The 17,027-nt window shown below is 57.5% G+C and carries 17 protein-coding genes; 15 read left to right on the top strand and 2 right to left on the bottom strand.

Features of this window, described 5'->3' with window-relative positions; translation table 11 throughout:
* Positions 1–21 precede the first annotated feature (21 nt).
* Entirely contained in the window at positions 22–363 is a 342-nt protein-coding gene (locus AC221Y_RS05365; RefSeq protein WP_299754507.1) for a RidA family protein, read from the top strand.
* 65 nt (positions 364–428) lie between these two features.
* Here the strand turns inward: AC221Y_RS05365 and AC221Y_RS05360 are convergent, their stop codons facing one another.
* Positions 429–794, bottom strand: coding sequence for a hypothetical protein (locus tag AC221Y_RS05360; protein ID WP_299754509.1), 366 nt, complete (start codon positions 792–794; stop codon positions 429–431).
* Between the two features lie 539 nt (positions 795–1,333).
* Between AC221Y_RS05360 and AC221Y_RS05355 the strand changes: the two genes are divergently transcribed.
* From AC221Y_RS05355 to AC221Y_RS05320, 8 genes are all read left to right on the top strand, one after another.
* Positions 1,334–1,984, top strand: coding sequence for an MBL fold metallo-hydrolase (locus tag AC221Y_RS05355; RefSeq protein ID WP_366141727.1), 651 nt, complete (start codon positions 1,334–1,336; stop codon positions 1,982–1,984).
* Positions 1,985–2,171: 187 nt separating this feature from the next.
* Positions 2,172–2,612 carry a tellurite resistance TerB family protein gene (locus AC221Y_RS05350; RefSeq protein WP_299754535.1) on the top strand — a complete coding sequence of 147 codons (441 nt, stop codon included), beginning with the start codon at positions 2,172–2,174 and terminating at the stop codon, positions 2,610–2,612.
* Positions 2,609–3,382 (top strand): phosphate/phosphite/phosphonate ABC transporter substrate-binding protein, encoded by a 774-nt coding sequence (locus AC221Y_RS05345; RefSeq protein WP_486706909.1) that lies wholly within the window; start codon positions 2,609–2,611, stop codon positions 3,380–3,382. Before AC221Y_RS05350 ends, AC221Y_RS05345 begins: the two co-directional genes overlap by 4 nt.
* A gap of 66 nt (positions 3,383–3,448) precedes the next feature.
* A complete protein-coding gene (locus tag AC221Y_RS05340; RefSeq protein WP_299754513.1) occupies positions 3,449–4,222 on the top strand; it encodes an ABC transporter ATP-binding protein in 774 nt (257 codons plus the stop codon).
* Positions 4,223–4,253: 31 nt separating this feature from the next.
* Positions 4,254–4,976, top strand: a complete 723-nt coding sequence (locus AC221Y_RS05335) for a transporter substrate-binding domain-containing protein (RefSeq protein ID WP_299754515.1) — start codon at positions 4,254–4,256, stop codon at positions 4,974–4,976.
* Between the two features lie 67 nt (positions 4,977–5,043).
* Positions 5,044–5,925 (top strand): ABC transporter permease, encoded by an 882-nt coding sequence (locus AC221Y_RS05330; RefSeq protein ID WP_299754537.1) that lies wholly within the window; start codon positions 5,044–5,046, stop codon positions 5,923–5,925.
* Complete coding sequence (locus AC221Y_RS05325) at positions 5,922–6,758, top strand: ABC transporter permease (protein ID WP_486706908.1); 837 nt, start codon at positions 5,922–5,924, stop codon at positions 6,756–6,758. The genes AC221Y_RS05330 and AC221Y_RS05325 overlap by 4 nt, the downstream gene beginning before the upstream one ends.
* A gap of 4 nt (positions 6,759–6,762) precedes the next feature.
* Complete coding sequence (locus tag AC221Y_RS05320; RefSeq protein ID WP_299754519.1) at positions 6,763–8,094, top strand: glutamine synthetase family protein; 1,332 nt, start codon at positions 6,763–6,765, stop codon at positions 8,092–8,094.
* Between the two features lie 3 nt (positions 8,095–8,097).
* Here the strand turns inward: AC221Y_RS05320 and AC221Y_RS05315 are convergent, their stop codons facing one another.
* Positions 8,098–8,889, bottom strand: a complete 792-nt coding sequence (locus AC221Y_RS05315; RefSeq protein ID WP_299754521.1) for a glutathione S-transferase family protein — start codon at positions 8,887–8,889, stop codon at positions 8,098–8,100.
* 131 nt (positions 8,890–9,020) lie between these two features.
* On the opposite strand from AC221Y_RS05315, the gene AC221Y_RS05310 reads away from it, so the two are divergent.
* The 6 genes from AC221Y_RS05310 to AC221Y_RS05285 form a co-directional block, all read left to right on the top strand.
* Positions 9,021–10,241, top strand: a complete 1,221-nt coding sequence (locus AC221Y_RS05310) for an MFS transporter (protein ID WP_299754523.1) — start codon at positions 9,021–9,023, stop codon at positions 10,239–10,241.
* A gap of 76 nt (positions 10,242–10,317) precedes the next feature.
* Complete coding sequence (locus tag AC221Y_RS05305) at positions 10,318–11,196, top strand: helix-turn-helix transcriptional regulator (protein WP_299754525.1); 879 nt, start codon at positions 10,318–10,320, stop codon at positions 11,194–11,196.
* Positions 11,197–11,413: 217 nt separating this feature from the next.
* Positions 11,414–13,072: an ABC transporter substrate-binding protein gene (locus tag AC221Y_RS05300; protein ID WP_299754527.1), complete on the top strand. Its 1,659-nt coding sequence runs from the start codon at positions 11,414–11,416 to the stop codon at positions 13,070–13,072.
* Positions 13,073–13,215: 143 nt separating this feature from the next.
* Positions 13,216–14,256, top strand: coding sequence for an ABC transporter permease (locus AC221Y_RS05295; protein ID WP_299754529.1), 1,041 nt, complete (start codon positions 13,216–13,218; stop codon positions 14,254–14,256).
* 14 nt (positions 14,257–14,270) lie between these two features.
* On the top strand, positions 14,271–15,710 hold the full coding sequence (locus tag AC221Y_RS05290) for an ABC transporter permease (protein ID WP_486706907.1): 1,440 nt from the start codon (positions 14,271–14,273) through the stop codon (positions 15,708–15,710).
* An 81-nt stretch (positions 15,711–15,791) separates the two neighbouring features.
* The coding region (locus AC221Y_RS05285; RefSeq protein WP_486706906.1) for an ABC transporter ATP-binding protein at positions 15,792–17,027 on the top strand (1,236 nt) is incomplete at its 3' end.

Here is a 17,027-nt window from a genome sequence, read left to right as displayed (position 1 = left end):
ATCACACTCAAAGGACACGACATGATCGAACGTATCGAAACCGGGGCCCGATCCTCGAAAATCGTGAAGCACAACGGGGTCGCCTATATCACAGGACAGGTTGGCGAGGGTGAGACCATTCAGGCCCAGACCGTAGAATGTCTCCGACGCCTCGAGGTCCTTTTGATAAAAGCCGGCTCGTCGCGCGAAAAGATGTTGCGCGCCACGATTTGGCTTGCCGACATGAGCGATTTTGCAGGGTTAAACGAGGTCTGGAACGCTTGGGTTCCCGAAGGCCACGCCCCCGCCAGAGCCTGCGGCGAAGCCAATCTGGCGCGTGCCGAACTCAAGGTCGAGATCATCGTGGATGCAGCCTACGACTAAGCAGCAATCGCGGCGCGGAAGGATCAAAAGATCAACGCTCAAGCCCTAGTCGCCGACAGGGCGCCTCAGCGCCCAATGGGGTCGTCCTCGACAGATGTGCGTCCAAATTTGAATTCGGCAAACGATCCACGCAACCTGAGAAAAGAAGGAACCGGCGGCCGCGGCAGGCGGGAAAGAGTTAATACCAGCCAGGCATCAATTCCGGTCACTACAAGGTTCCACGTATACAGATATATCAGGTTCGGCATGATGCCTGTTTGCGACCAAATCACCAGCTTCGAGGCGATACCCGCCACGTATCCAAGGCATATCAACAACACAAAACCGAGGCTCTTGCCACTCGCCTGCCCCGTCCTCAACATCTTCCAGATCGAGCAATACCAGCTCACAGAAAAGGCGGTCAGCATCAAAGCTTCAAGGTATTCAGTCATTCGGTGCCCATACTTTGTCACAGATGCTTCAAAACATCCGTAGAAAAACCTACTGCTTCCTCGGCAACGCCAATTCTTCAGCCCTCTCTCAAAGCGTGCTTATGAATTGTTGCAAGATTATTTGATTTTCCGAATGCCAACCGACTGTTGGGTCAGACACCTAAGTGAGTGCCTAGATTTCGATCACATCAGAACCGATGCGGCATTTTAAGAAGTTCTTCCGTTGGCTTGTTGTGCCGCGTGATCGCTGGGTTCGCGTGAATTTCTCAAAGCCCCGACGCAAAACGGCATAGAAATCAAACCCGGACGCAGTCCGCAAATTGATCGCCTTGCAGTCCTCGTCGTTGCGACACGACCTTGCCTAACCTCATATCCGCCCTGCGTCTCACCCAATATAAACACCCAACCCGGAGCCCACAAAATGCACTCGACACGCCGCCTATTCCTCCAAACCGCCGCCGCCGCTGGCTCCGTGACGCTGCTGCCCATCGCCGCCCGCGCTGCTGGGCACGCCTCTGACGTTTTCACCACAGACGCCGGTGACATCGCGGTCCATCCCGTCGCCCACGCCTCGGTGGCTCTCGAAACCCCCCGCTGGCACGATTTATATCGACCCGGTCGGAGACGCCGCCCAATACGCTGATTTCCCGGCACCCGATCTGATCCTCGTGACCCACGGGCACGGCGATGACTACAAGGCCGATCTCCTTGCCGCGATCAAGGGCGCCGCCACGCTGATCACCAACCCGGCTGTCGCCGCGATGCTGCCCGAAGGCCTGCAGGCAAACTCGGGCCAGCTTGCGAACGGCGAAAGCGTGACATGGAACGACGTTACCATATACGCAATTCCAGCCTATACCCTCACCGAGGAACGCAAGAACTTCCACCCGATGGGCCGTGACAACGGCTACGTTCTCGGGCTTGCGGGCTTCACGATCTACGTCTCTGGCGACACCGAAGACATCCCGGATATGCGCGCGCTGACAGGCATCGATCTGGCCTTCGTCTGCATGAACCTGCCGTTTACTATGCCCGCGTCCGCCACCGCAGACGCGGTCCGCGAGTTCGCACCAACCTACGTCTACCCCTACCACTACCGTGGCCGCGATGACGGGACCCAAGACCCGCAGGAATTCGCCACGCTGGTGGGCGACGCCTCAGAAGTGAAGTTTGGCAACTGGTATGGCTAAGCCGCCAAATCCGAGCGACCACATGAACGGGTTGGTCCAAGCGACTGGACCGTTGCGTTTTTCCGACACCCAAATATCTTACCCAAGCCCTCAACCGCCGAACGTCCGCACCGACGCAATACCGGCGTGATACCGAAACCTCGGAAAACACCTTTTCGTGGCGGGAATCCCGCCCTATATCCTCCCCATGTTTGAAGCTTTTTTGCGCCGCCTGACGGCCACCGACCCCGATCCGCTTTCCGGCGATGACTGCCGTCTCGCCTTGGCGGCCCTGCTTGTGCGCATCGCGCGCACCGATGGCGAATACGCCCGCGTGGAAATCGACGCGATCGATAACATTTTGAAAATGCGCTATAATCTGGGGCCTTTCGAGGTCATAAAACTGCGCGCTGACGCCGAGCAGCTTGAAACCGAGGCCCCGGACACCGTGCGTTTCACCCGTGCGATCAAGGACAAAGTCCCCCTCGAGGACCGCGCCGAAGTTGTCGAGGCGCTTTGGGAAATAGTTCTTGCGGACGGCACGCGCGACCACGAAGAGGACGCTCTCATGCGCCTTGTCGCCCCGATGCTTGGCATCAACGACCGCGAGTCAGCTTTTGCCCGGCAGCGTGTTGTAAGCAAGGGATGATCGCCAGTCTGCCGATGTATGATCGCCCCGAAACACGGGCGGCATACGATCGATTATGGACACGCATCCGCGACGAACTTCGGCTTTTGTGGGCGGTGCTTCCGGACATTGGCTCCCCGCTCCCAGCGGCCCTCGCCCATGACGCGGACCCATGGGATCACTGGCGCGCCCCGGACCTGATCCTTAGCCAAACCTGCGGCCTTCCGTACCGAAGCGAGCTTCACGCAAACGTAATTTTAATCGGTACGCCCGATTATCACCTTCCGGGATGTCGTCCCGGATATTACAATTCGGTCTTTGTAATGCGCGCCGAAAGTGCCTGCGATGATCCAGCCGGCTGGAGCGACCTCATGGTGGCCGTCAACGATGGACGATCCCAGTCGGGATGGGCCGCGCCGCAGGACTTCATGGAAACGCGCGACCTGTCGTTCCACAAAACGTCCCTCACCGGATCTCACCGCAATTCGGCGCACGCCGTTGCAAACGGAACCGCCGATATCGCCGCCATCGACGCGCAAACATGGCGCATGATCCGACGCTGGGATCGTTGGTCAGACACTCTTGTCGAGGTCGCCCGCACCGAAGAAACGCCCGGTCTGCCGCTTATCTCGGCCATGCCAGATGGGCGCAACGATCTTCATTTTGCGGTCAGTCGTCACCTCGCCAACCTGCCCGCGAAAGATGCAGCTATCCTCGACATCCGAAGCCTCGTATCAATCTCCAAGGCAGACTACCTCGCCGTCCCCACCCCAAAAGCTGTCGTCAAGTAAGACGTTGCAATCCGCAGCAATTCACGCCTTTATTCCCCCCCTGAGGAAAAACCAAAGCTGCAAAACGTGACAGACACTGTACCAGTCATCGAAATCCGGGATCTTCACAAAAGCTATGGGGCTTTGGAAGTCCTGAAAGGCGTGAGTATGACCGCCCCTCGCGGCCACGTCATTTCCCTTATCGGATCGTCCGGCTCGGGCAAGTCCACGCTTCTGCGATGCGCCAACCTTCTAGAAGACAGCCAGCAAGGCGATGTGATTTTTGAAGGCGAGGCCGTTACATGGCGCGGCAAGGCCCACAACCGTCACCCGGCCGACCGTGCACAGGTCACGCGCATCCGCACGAACTTGTCGATGGTGTTCCAGCAGTTCAATCTCTGGTCCCACATGACTGTCCTGCAGAACGTTATGGAAGCGCCGGTCACCGTAATGAAGCGCGACCCGGCCGAGGTCGAAGCCAAAGCCCGCGATTACCTTGCCAAGGTCGGCATTGGCGACAAATGCGATGTCTGGCCCGCGCAGCTTTCGGGCGGCCAGCAACAACGCGCCGCCATAGCGCGCGCCCTTTGCATGGAACCCCGCGCGCTGTTGTTTGACGAACCGACGTCAGCGCTTGACCCCGAACTAGAACAAGAAGTGATCCGCGTCATCAAAGCGCTGGCCGAAGAAGGTCGGACGATGCTGATCGTCACCCACGACATGGCTTTGGCGCGCGACGTCAGCGACCACGTTGTGTTTCTGCACCAAGGCAAGATCGAAGAAGAAGGGCCGCCGAGCGCGCTGTTCGGCACCCCAAAATCCACCCGGCTGCAGCAGTTTCTATCTGCCGTGTCCGCGTAATATTTGACTTTACCAGTATGGGAGAATGCAAATGAAAAAACTGATCCTCAGCACAGCCGCGCTGGCAATCGCAGCAGGCGCGGCATACGCCGACAGCCATTCCGTTGTGCGCCTGACCACCGAGGGCGCCTACCCTCCGTGGAACTTCGTGAATGACAACGGCGAGGTTGACGGCTTCGAGCGCGAGCTTGGCGACGAGCTTTGCCTGCGGGCCGAACTGAACTGTGAATGGAGTACGAACGAGTGGGACTCGATCATTCCGAACCTCACATCGGGCAACTACGACGCCATCATCGCGGGCATGTCGATTACCGATGAGCGCGACGAAGTCATCGACTTCACCCAAGCATACACACCGCCCGATCCATCGAACTATGCGGCCTTGTCGGCGGATGTCGATCTTATCGGCGGCGTGATTGCGGCCCAGGCAGGCACCATTCAGGCAAGCTATGTCGCGGACAGTGGTGCCATTCTTGTCGAATTTTCTTCACCGGACGAAACCATTGCGGCCATCGTCAACGGCGAAGTTGACGCCGTTCTTGCCGATGCCTCATTCATTGGAACCGCGATCGAAACCAATGGCGATCTGATGGTTGTCGGCGATCCCGTTGCCCTCGGTGGCGGCGTTGGCATGGGTGTGCGGGAAAGCGACGGCGAACTGCGCGCCAAGTTCGACACGGCCATTCAGTCGATGAAAGACGATGGCACCCTGAACGCGCTGATCGCAAAATGGGAAGTCAGCAGCCAGTGGTAAGCTGACATCAAAGTAACTGGTCGGGGCGCGCGGTTGCCCCGACCAATCAGACCGCGGGAGCCACTCCATCTTTTCCTTCTGCACCGACCCTGAAACGCTTGAAACGACCCGCTGGTTAGTCTGCTATCTGACCAACGGCAAGCACATGGCGTTTTATACCTCTTTCATCACGGTCATGGTGCTTTTGCTCATCACCGCCCCCATCGCGCTGGCCTTCGGCTTTGGCGGTGCAATGGCCTCGCGCAGCCGAATCCTGCCGCTTCGCTGGTTCGGCAATGCCTACACATCCGTCGTGCGCGGCGTCCCTGATATTGCGTTTTTCCTCTTCTTTGTCATTGCGTTGGATCAGGGCTTCGAGTGGTTGCGCCACAAAACCAAATGTCCCGATTGGGACGAGCCAATTCGCCAGGGCAGCGATTTTATCGTCTGTACGGTGGCGAAACTGCCCCAATCCAATTCCCCGCAATGGGTCCACGAAGCCTACGGCTTCTCCCTTGCCGTACTGACCTTTTCAATCGTTTTCGGTGCCTTTGCGGCCAATGTGCTTTTCGGCGCCATGCGCGCCGTTCCCCGTGCGCAGATGGAAACGGCGGAAGCCTACGGGATGTCACAGCGCCAGTCCTTCTGGCGTGTTCTCGTGCCGCAAATGTGGGTCTATGCGCTGCCCGGCCTGTCGAACCTCTGGATGGTATTGGTCAAAGCAACCCCGCTTTTGTTCCTTCTCGGTGTCGAGGATATCGTCTACTGGGCGCGCGAATTGGGTGGTACGAAGGGTAATGTTTTCGACTATCCGCATCCTGATTGGCGGCTCTATTACTTTCTCGGACTTCTCGTCTTTTACCTTAGCCTGACCCGCGTGTCGGAAATCGCTCTCGTGCGCCTCACCACCAGATTGTCGCGAGGGCAAGCCACTATGGCAGGCGAGCAAATGCGGAGGGCCGCGACATGAGCTGCTGGGAAACCATTGCAGACTATGCGTTGCGATCAATTGGCATTGGCGAACGCCTTTTGCCGCGCTCGGACTTCACGCTGTGCCAGCAATTCACGCTGATTGGATCGGGGCTTTTGTGGAACATCTACTTCGGCGTCCTCGCCCTCACATCAGGGTTTCTCCTTGCCACTGCCGTTGCTATGGGCAAAGCCGCGCGCAATCCACTGATCCGCAAAGCCTGCGAATGGTTCATCTTTATCTTTCGTGGCTCACCGCTGTTTATCCAGTTTTTCCTTGCCTACGAGACCTTCGTGCTGCTGCCCAAAGTCGGCATCGACATCAACTTGATCTTCGTGGAAGTCACCGCTGAAACGCGCTGGTTGACCCGCGCATGGCTGGGCGCGCTGATTGTGCTATTCCTAAACACGGCCGCCTATTCGGGCGAAATATTCTACGGTGCGCTGCGCTCGATCCCGAAAGGCGACCTTGAGGCGGCAGACGCCTACGGCATCACCGGTTGGTCGCGCTTTCGGCGCATCACATGGCCGACCATGCTGCGCCTTGCATGGCCCGCCTACACAAACGAAGCGATCTTCCTCTTTCATGCCACAACACTGGTGTTTTTCTCGGGCTTCCCCGCATGGCAACAACGCGGTGACGCGCTTTATTATGCTAACTATTTCGCCGACAAGACCTTCAACCCCTTCGTGCCTTACCCCATCGTCGCCTTCTATTTTATCCTTGTGACGCTTACCGTCATCACCATCTTCTCACTGGTCAACAAGCGTCTGAACAGGCATATGCCGCAGGAGCCAAAGCGCATCCGCTACCGGCCGCAAATCATTCGGTGAGACCATGGAAGACTGGCTAAAAGACAATCCGCAAGTCCGCACAGTGACCACGGCCGTGGCCGATCTGAACGGTCAGGCGCGTGGCAAGCGCATGCCGTCGGGGTTCGCATCGAAGGCGCTGGAAGGCATGACACGGATGCCCCTGTCGGTGCTGAACGTCGACATCTGGGGTGACGATATCGAAGACAGTCCGCTGGTGTTTGAAAGCGGCGATCGCGACGGCATCCTGCGCCCGACCGATCGCGGTTTTGTTCCAATGCCCTGGCTGTCAAACCCGACCGCGCTTTTGCCCATGTGGATGTATACTGAAGCCGGAGACCCCTTCGCCGGAGATCCCCGCCACGCACTGAAGCTGGTCCTTGATCGCTTTACCGAACACGGCTGGAGCGTTGTCGCGGCCACCGAACTTGAATTTTACCTTTTGGATGACAGCGGCGACACGCTGCAACCGCCGACCGCACCCCGTTCGGGCAAGCGGCGTCTGGGGGGCGAGATCCTATCGATCCGCGCGCTCGATGCATTCGACACGTTCTTTTCGGAACTTTACGATGCTTGCGAAGTCATGGGCATCCCGGCCGAAACCGCCATTTCAGAAGCTGGCATGGGCCAATATGAGATCAACCTTGTCCACGGCCCGGCGATGCACGCCGCTGACGACGCATGGCTCTTCAAGATCCTCACGCGAGGCCTTGCCCGCAAACACGGGTTCGCGGCAAGTTTCATGGCCAAGCCCTATACGGACTGGCCGGGCAACGGGATGCACATTCATTTCTCAGTGGTGGACAAGGACGGCAAAAACATCTTCGACAATGGCGGTGAACGCGGCACAGACGAGTTGCTCTACGCGGTCGGCGGCTGCCTTCAGGCAATGAAAGATCAAACCCTTATCTTCGCACCTCACGGCAACAGCTACGAACGTCTTGTCCCCGGCGCGCATGCTCCGACCGGCATTGGCTGGGCCTACGAAAACCGCACCGCCGCCATCCGCATTCCTGCAGGTCCGTCCGCCGCACGCCGCATCGAACACCGCGTTGCAGGTGGTGATATCAACCCCTATCTCATGCTGGCGACCGTACTGGGGGCTGCCCTCCAAGGCATCGAAGACAAGGTCCTCCCGCCGCAAGCGATCAAAGGAAACGCCTATGCGCGCCAGCTTGAGACCCTGCCCTCGGACTGGGGAACGGCCATCGATTTGTTCGAGAAAAGCACGTTGATCCCGCGCATTCTGCCCAAGCAACTGATCCGCAATTTCGTAATGACCAAGCGGCAGGAGCTGAACTACTACGCAGAATTGTCGCCTGACGAGCGGATCGATCTTTATCTCGATACGGTTTAGGTTCTAGATCAAACCAAGCTGTGCATCCGTCGCGCGCGGACCATATTTATCGCGCGGTGGCATGGGGCGCGTCTGCCAACCCGGCTCGAACGCAAAGGTCGACACCGATCGACCTTCCGGCAACGCGCCGTTTCCTTTGCCCAAAGCATAGTCGTAATACAGCTTAACGATCTGATCGAAGGTAACTTGCTGCGCATGGGGGTCGCCCAGACACGCCGCGCGCCAGCGGCGTACGCGATCAAACTCACCGCCCTGCGGCAGCTCAAATCCCTCGTAATACTCAAGAAACCAAAAGCGCTGGAACATCGGCGTGAAAATCACCTCCGCCCAGCCAAAACGGTCGAAAAAGAACGTGTCACCCGGTGCATAGTTCACCAGAATATCATTCATCTCGCGATACAGCTTCAGATGTCTGTTGCGACAGTCATCCGTCTTATCGGTGTCCTGGTTCATCACCATCACATAGCCCGAGATCGTAAACGCTTCCTGCTTGGCGACCAGAAGGCTCTCCAACGCATGCTCATGCGGATCGCGGCGCACAACGCCGGGTTCGGGAAACATGTCTTCGATCATCCGCAATATGACCATGCTTTCCTTCACCGCCGTTTTGCCGGGTATCTCAATCACTGGCATCGCGGAAGTGCCCTTGGTCAACTCCAGCAGAAAATCCGGTCGCGGCTTGGTGATATCAATCACGTTATAGTCGACCTCGCCGGGCGCCCCTTTGAGAGACAACAAAATCTCAACGCGTTGGCAGAAAGGGCAGACGGGAATGTGGTGCAGGCGCATGGTCATCGGACCCCCTTTGACCTGAATATCAAAAATTTCAACACGAAAGGCAAAATCTGCCGGGCTTTTGTCGAAAATATACTAGCGCCCGTCCGTTTGGCCACCGATACACGACAGGCCATAGAAAGCTATCGTGCATGCGCCTCATAATTTCCTTCGCTGCCCTGTTTTTGTCCATAATCTTCCTGCAACTTGGATCGGGCGGCCTTGGCCCGCTTGATGCACTTTCAGGGATCGAACTAAATTTTACCACAGCCCAAATCGGCCTTTTAGGCTCGGCCCACTTCGTTGGCTTCTTCATCGGCTGCTGGTGGGCGCCGCGCCTGATGGGAAGCGTCGGCCATTCGCGCGCCTTCGCCGCCTTCACAGCCGTCGGCACCATCGGCATCCTCTCCCACATGATCATCATCGACGCCTACGCCTGGGCCTTAATGCGCATCATGTCAGGCCTTTGCGTCGCTGGCTGCTACACTGTCGTTGAGAGCTGGCTGCAAGCGAAGGTCTCGAATGAAAACCGGGGCCGGGCGATGGGCACCTACCGCGTCGTCGACATCGGCGGCTCGCTGGCCGCGCAGATGATGATCTCGGTCCTCGCGCCTGCCAGCTATGTCTCGTACAACATCCTCGCAATCATATGCTGCGCCGCCCTCATCCCGCTGGTCATGACGCGCGTCGCTGAACCGGCAATTCCACAAGCCCCACGCCTGCGACCGGGCCTGGCGTGGAAGCTTTCGCCTCTCGCTGCCGCAGCCGTGATCTCGGCGGGTGTCACGACCGCATCATTCCGCATGGTCGGCCCGATCTACGGCATCGAGGTCGGGCTCTCTATCGACCAGATCGCGCTGTTCCTCGCCGCCTTCGTCCTTGGCGGAGCGCTTAGTCAATATCCCGCCGGATGGCTCGCGGACAGATACGACCGCCGCTGGGTGCTGATCTGGCTATCGGTCGCTGCCCTTGTCTCCTGCGCAATCACTGTGGCCCTGTCGACTTCTGGTTCGACCGCAGTTCTCATCGCATCAGGCGTTTTCGGCTTCGCGACCTTCCCGATCTATTCTGTCGCCACCGCCCACGCGCATGACTTTGCAACGGACGAGCAACGCATTGAATTATCGGCGGCATTGATGTTCCTATATGCCGTCGGTGCCATTGCCTCGCCCTACATTGTATCGAAGCTGATCGAAGCCTACGGCCCTTCGGCGATGTTCGCCCTCGTGTCGATGGCGCATCTGATTCTCATCGTTTTCAGTTTGATCCGCATGCGCGTCCGCGAAACAACATCGCGCACAAACTACGTTTATGCACCGCGAACCTCCTTTCTTATCGGGCGTTTGTTGCGGAAATCACGCGAAAAAGGCTGAGACAACAATCGGTTGACGTCTCAGGACGGGTTTGCCTAGTATGTCATCGCTCACCTGGTTGGGGGACCGGCTGCCAATGTCATTGCCACGACTGACACTTCTGCCCATGGCAGAACGCAAACACGCGCCGCAACGCCTGCATCTGCAAGCGCGCGCCAAAGCAATTCCGCGGCCTGTCCAAACGGCCGAAGTGACGTCTATTTCGCGGATATCGCAAGGGGTGCGCTGGCGTACTGAAGCGATGCGCAGTTATGACCGCCCGGTGCTGATCTGGTTCACCCGCGGTCAGGGCCGCATCACCATTTCGGGCTGCTCGGGTGGATATGGGGCGCACAGCGCGGTCTTTCTGCCTGCGGGCACGATGCACGGGTTCACCGTCACGCCTGCTGTTCTTGGATCAGTCGTGCGCCTGTCTGCGCACGACTGGCCGGTTGAGCCTGTCCACCTCCGCCTGCGCGAAGTTCACCTGCACCGGGAATTGACCGGTATGATTGACGCCATCGAGCGCGAGCAGACAATCGACGCTGACGGCAAAACGCGCGCCATCGCCCATCACGAGGGGCTTTTGTCGATCTGGTTCGACCGCACCCAGGCTGCAACACCGATCACCGAACAAGCAAACGTGAAGAGCAGCACTGCGCTGCGGTTGACCGAGGCGTTTACCTCGCTTGTGGAGCGTGATTTCTGCCATCCTTTGGGCGTTCAGCATTATGCCGCTCAATTGGGGGTGACGCCCACGCATCTGACACGGGTCTGCCGGATCGCCTCGGGGCGGGCGGCGCTCGATATCTTGTCGGATCGCCGTCACTTTGAGGCATGCCGGCTTCTGAAAGACACCGATTTGGCGGTCTCAAGAATAGCCAGTCAAAGCGGATTCGCATCACCCGCATATTTCACGCGCGCTTTCCGCTCTAAGAGCGGTTTGAGTCCAACTGAGTTTCGTCATGCACGGTGACGCTGCGTCAGTCTGGCAGATTTGTAGCTGATGTCGCTTTCATTGACTAACCAGGTCGCAAACGCTACACAGCCCGACGATTCCGCACGTTGACGTGGTTACCAATACATAGCGAAGTCGCTATGTAAGATAAAACTGCGGCCATACCCGTGCGAGATGATCTGCTCCAATCGCAGATTGAGAATTGAAAATTAAGTCTGACAGGGAGAAAGACTTTATGAAACTTAATGAAAACACGTTGTCGCGTGTCCATCCTGCTGCGGAAATGCACGCAAAGGAATTTGCGGAAGGCAAGCTTAGCCGTCGTGAATTTCTGACCCGTGCCACAGCACTTGGTGTGGCAACGACGACCGCTTACGGCCTCATAGGCGCGGCTGCGCCCGCACGCGCCTCTGGCCATGCGAAGATGGGCGGCACGCTGCGCATACAGAGCTCCGTCAAGGCGATGAAGGAGCCGCGTTCCTACGATTGGGGCGAAATCGGCAATCAAAGCCGGGGCATTCTTGAGTATCTCGTCGAATACAATGCTGACGGAACGTTCCGGGGCATGCTTCTCGAAAGCTGGGAAGTGAACGCAGACGCCACGGAATACACTCTGAACGTCCGTCGGGGCATCAAGTGGAGCAACGGAACAGATTTCACCGCTGCCGATGTCGCACGCAATATCGAAGACTGGTGTGATGGTAGCGTTGAAACCAACTCGATGGCGTCACGCATGACCTCACTGATGGAAGACAACAAAGCGCGCCCAGGCGCAATCAACATAGTGGACGACCATACAGTCGTTCTCAAGCTGAGCGCGCCGGACATTGCTATCGTCGCAAACATCTCCGACTATCCTTCGGCCATAGCGCATGCTGATCACGATCACGAGGCGCCTTACGATACATGGATCGGAACCGGCCCCTTCAAAGGTGTTGTGCTTGAGGTTGGTGTTAGATGCGTGATGGAACGCTCAGATCAGCCATGGTGGGGCACCGAAGTATATGGTGGACCCTATCTCGACCGCATCGAGATAATCGACTACGGCAACGATCCGGCAGCCTGGGCTGCGGCGGCCGATTCAGAAGAGGTCGACCTGTTCTACGAGACGGTTGGCGAATTCATCGACATTATGACATCCATCGGTTGGATACAGACAGAAACGGTGACAGCCGCGACGATCGTGTTTCGTTCGAACCAGGCTGCCGAAGTCGATGGTTTGGTACCTTACGCCGACAGCAGGGTCCGTCGCGCGCTTGCCATGGCGGTCGACAACGAAATCTGCCTTGAACTCGGGTATTCCGGCCGCGGCGTCGTCGCAGAAAACCACCATGTCTGCCCGATCCACCCCGCCTATGCGGAACTTCCCAAGCAGGCGCATGATCCCGCAGGTGCAAAGGCCCTGATGGACGAAGCCGGTCTTGCGGACTTCGAACATGAGTTGATCACTTTGGATGACGATTTCGAACGCAACACTGGTGACGCAGTTGCAGCGCAACTTCGCGATGCGGGGATTTCCATCAAGCGCACTGTGCTTCCTGGCGCGACGTTCTGGAATGACTGGACCAAGTATCCCTTCTCGGCCACGACTTGGAACCACCGGCCGCTGGAGGTGCAAATCCTGGCGCTGGCATACCGAACAGGCGAAGCATGGAACGAAAGCGCGTTCTCGAACGCCGAGTTTGACCAGCTTATCGGCGACGCCCTAGCGATCGCAGATTCTGACAAGCGCCGCGAAGTGATAGCAAAAATTGAAAAGATCATGCAGGACGAGGGTGTCATCATCCAGCCCTATTGGCGATCGCTCTATAACCACCACAGGGGCGACGTGGTTGGGGCCGAAAAGCATCCCGCGCATGAATTCCACTTCTACAAATTCGGTTTCGCAGCATAGCGAAAGCTAATTCGCAGCATAGCGAAAGCTAAGAAGGGGCCGCAGACACTGGCGGCCCCTTTCTTCTGAATCCGCCAACCCTGCGCACTTTCGCCAAAACGAAACTGATAGCTGGCCCGCGGACGTTACCGAGGAGATAATCAATGGGCCTATTCATTTTGCGGCGACTGGGCGTCATGCTTCTGACCGCGCTGTGCCTGACGTTCATCGTGTTCGTGTTGACCAATCTGCAGCCGAACCTCGAAAAAGTCGCGAAGTCGGAAGGCAACGTCCGGATGACGGACGCTCAGGTCACGCAATGGCTTGATAATAACGGTTTCGGTGGGAACTCCCTTTTTCGGTATGCCGAATGGCTTGGTGTGGCCCCGGGATGGACCAAGACAGGCGATGACGGCGAACTCCGCGGGCGTTGCATCAATTCACGAAATGAAGGGACGCCGCCACGTTTCTGCGGCATCCTTCAGGGCGACTGGGGCGAAAGTACGGTCTTCAAAGCGGACGTCGGAGACATCGTCTCGACCCGGCTTGGCCTCACGGGATGGCTGATGCTGTTCGTGATGTTGCTCATGATACCTTCCGCCCTGATCGTCGGGGTGCTTGCGGGCATGCGCGAGGGCTCAAAGCTTGACCGATCGCTGTCCACCTTCTCGATCGCCTCAACCGCAACGCCGGAATACGTCTCGGGCGTAATCTTCATCACATTGTTTGCGTCGTCCGCAGGAGTGAAATGGTTCAAGGGCACCGCCACATCGGCAGCCGATGACATCACCTTCGAGAACTTCTTCCTGCCCGTCTTGACCATTTCCCTATACGGCATGGGCTACATCGCTCGTATGACCCGCGCGTCGATGACCGAAGTCATGGCTGCGCAATACGTCCGCACTGCGCGCCTTAAGGGCGTCAGCTTCCCTAATATCGTTCTGAAGCATGCGCTCAGAAACGCTCTGATAGCGCCCTTCACGGTGATCATGCTTCAGTTCCCATGGCTGTTGAACGGCGTCGTCATTGTCGAGTCGCTCTTTAACTATAAGGGTTTTGGCTGGACGCTCGTGCAAGCCGCAGGCAACAACGACATTGAGCTGCTGCTCGCCTGTTCCGTTGTTGCTGTCTTCGTTGTTCTGATCACGCAGCTAATATCTGACATCGGCTACGTCTTTTTGAACCCACGCATTCGTATCGCATAAGGAGGGACAGAGTTATGGAACAATTAACCTGGACCGGAAGCTTCTCCGTCCTGAACCCGATCTTCCTCGCCGCTTTGGCTGTTTTTGCGGTCTCAGTCGTCGCACAGATCATGCTAAGCTTCATCTCACCTGCAGTTGAAATGCAGGACGGCGCATTGGCAGCAAAGAAAAGCCCGGGCGATCTTGCCGTCTCGGCGACGCGTTATTGTTTCTTCGCCCTGATCGCGCTGATCCTGGTTTATCTAGTCGGTGGCATCATTGTGCCGGGCATCGAAAACAAGGGCATCGTCGGAGGCATATCGACCCGCTTCCTGCCGGTCTGGATCGCCCTTGCGGTTAGCTTCGCATTGTCGATCACCTTCAAGCGTAGCCTTGGTCTTTACGGCAAACTGTTTGACAGCCTTATAGGGATGATCGGCTTTGCCATCGTGATGTTCTGGGTCTTTACCGGCGTGTTCAGCACGATGGACCTGATCGTCACCCATGACCCGCTTGGGCAAGTTTCGGGCATGAAGAATAAATCCCCAGGCGAACCGCTCGCTGGGGCGGAAGTTGGCGACTATGCCTTCTATCTGCTCGGCGGCGACAACCTGGCCCGCGACGTCTTCAGCCGTATGGTGTCAGGCTCGTGGGTGGTGATCCAGATCGCACCGATGGCGACATTGTTCGCCTTCATGGTTGGGATCACGCTGGGCCTGCCTGCTGCTTACTACGGTGGCAAGCTGGATACGTTCCTCAGCTTCCTCGCGAACCTCATCCTCGCCTTCCCGGTCATCTTGTTGTTCTACCTTCTCGTCACACCCGAGATTGTCGCGACAGGCCTGCCAAGTTATATGGCCGCGGTTTTGTTCCTGTTCCCGATCATCTTCCTGGTCGTTCTGTTCAACTCGCGGTTCTACACGCAGCCGAACAAGCAGAAGATCTATGTGGGCGGCACGCTGGTGGTGGGGCTTCTTTTATACTTCTCGTTGATCAGTCAGGATCGCACTCCGTTGAACTTCTTACCGGATGCCATCGACCTGTTCGACATCCCGGGCGGCGTTCTGGTGGTGTTTGTGTCAGTGGTCTTCGTCAACTCGCCCACCGTCTACCGGATTGTCCGTGGCATCGCGCTTGATATCAAAACGCGCGACTACGTGGCTGCAGGTCAGACACGCGGTGAAGGGGCTTGGTACATCATGCTTTGGGAAATCTTGCCCAACGCACGGGGGCCGTTGATCGTCGATTTCTGCCTTCGGATTGGTTACACCACCATCCTCTTGGGCACCTTGGGTTTCTTCGGCCTTGGACTGCCACCTGAAAGCCCGGACTGGGGATCGACCATCAACGATGGTCGCCGTCTGTTGTCGATCTATCCGCACCCAGCCCTCGCGCCGGCGGTGGCCCTGATGAGCCTCGTTCTCGGATTGAACCTATTGGCGGATGGTCTGCGCGAAGAGAGCCTTAAGGACTGATGAAAGCACCGGAAGCGCGCACCGACGAATTGCCAACAGCGCCCGACCTGCCAAAAATACGGCCCCAAGGAGGGACACAAGATGAGCAAACGGGACTATGACGGACCGATCCTGGAGATCGACAGCCTGTCCATCAGCTTCTTCACACGGCTTCGGGAAATCCCCGCGGTCATGGACTTTTCCTGCACCGTGCAACCCGGCGAAGCCATGGGCCTTGTCGGCGAAAGTGGCTGCGGCAAATCCACTGTGGCACTTGGCGTCATGCAAGATTTGGGCGTCAATGGGCGCGTCGTCGGTGGCTCGATAAAATTCAAAGGCCGCGACTTGGCCGAAATGTCTCACGAGGAACTTCGCGCAATCCGTGGCAGCGAGATTGCGATGATTTATCAAGAGCCAATGGCCTCGCTGAACCCGGCAATGAAGATCGGCAGGCAGCTGATGGAAGTGCCGATGATCCACGATGGCGTCGACGAAAAAGAGGCGTATAAACGCGCTCTTGAAGTCGTCACAGACGTCCGCCTTCCTGATCCCGAGCGCATACTGCAAAGCTATCCGCACCAGCTTTCGGGTGGACAGCAACAGCGTATTGTCATCGCTATGGCTCTCATGGCGAACCCGTCGCTTTTAATCCTTGACGAGCCGACAACTGCCCTCGACGTGACAGTGGAAGCCGCCGTCGTCGAGCTGGTTAAAGACCTTGGCAAGAAGTATGGCACCTCAATGCTCTTCATCAGCCACAACCTTGGACTGGTGCTTGAAACCTGCGATAGACTTTGCGTCATGTATTCCGGCGAAGCGGTCGAAACCGGGTCCATCGAAGACGTCTTCGACGAGATGCAACACCCTTATACGCAAGCCCTTTTCCGCTCGATCCCGCTTCCGGGCGCGGACAAAAACTCCCGCCCTCTTGTGGCTATTCCGGGGAACTTCCCCCTGCCCCACAAGCGTCCAGATGGCTGCAACTTCGGTCCGCGTTGTGACTATTTCGAGGAAGGTCGCTGCAACGTTGGCGACATAAAAATGCAAAAAGTCAAAGGCGATGACCGCCACGCAACGCGCTGCGTGAAATTCCAGGAAATCGATTGGAACGCACCGATCGAGCTCGGCGAGCAAACCAAGAAAACCGAGCCAGGCGACGTCGTTCTCAGGATGGAAGACCTCAAAAAATACTACGAGGTTTCTGCCAACGCGCTCGTTGGAGGTGCCAACAAGAAGGTCGTCAAAGCCAACGAAACCCTCACTTTTGAGGCCCGCGAGAGCGAGACTCTCGCCATCGTTGGGGAATCGGGTTGCGGTAAGTCGACCTGTGCAAAGGTC

Source organism: Boseongicola sp., assembly GCF_057460485.1.
Note: the sequence above shows the minus strand (reverse complement) of the source record. Positions and strands in the feature narration are given on the sequence as shown.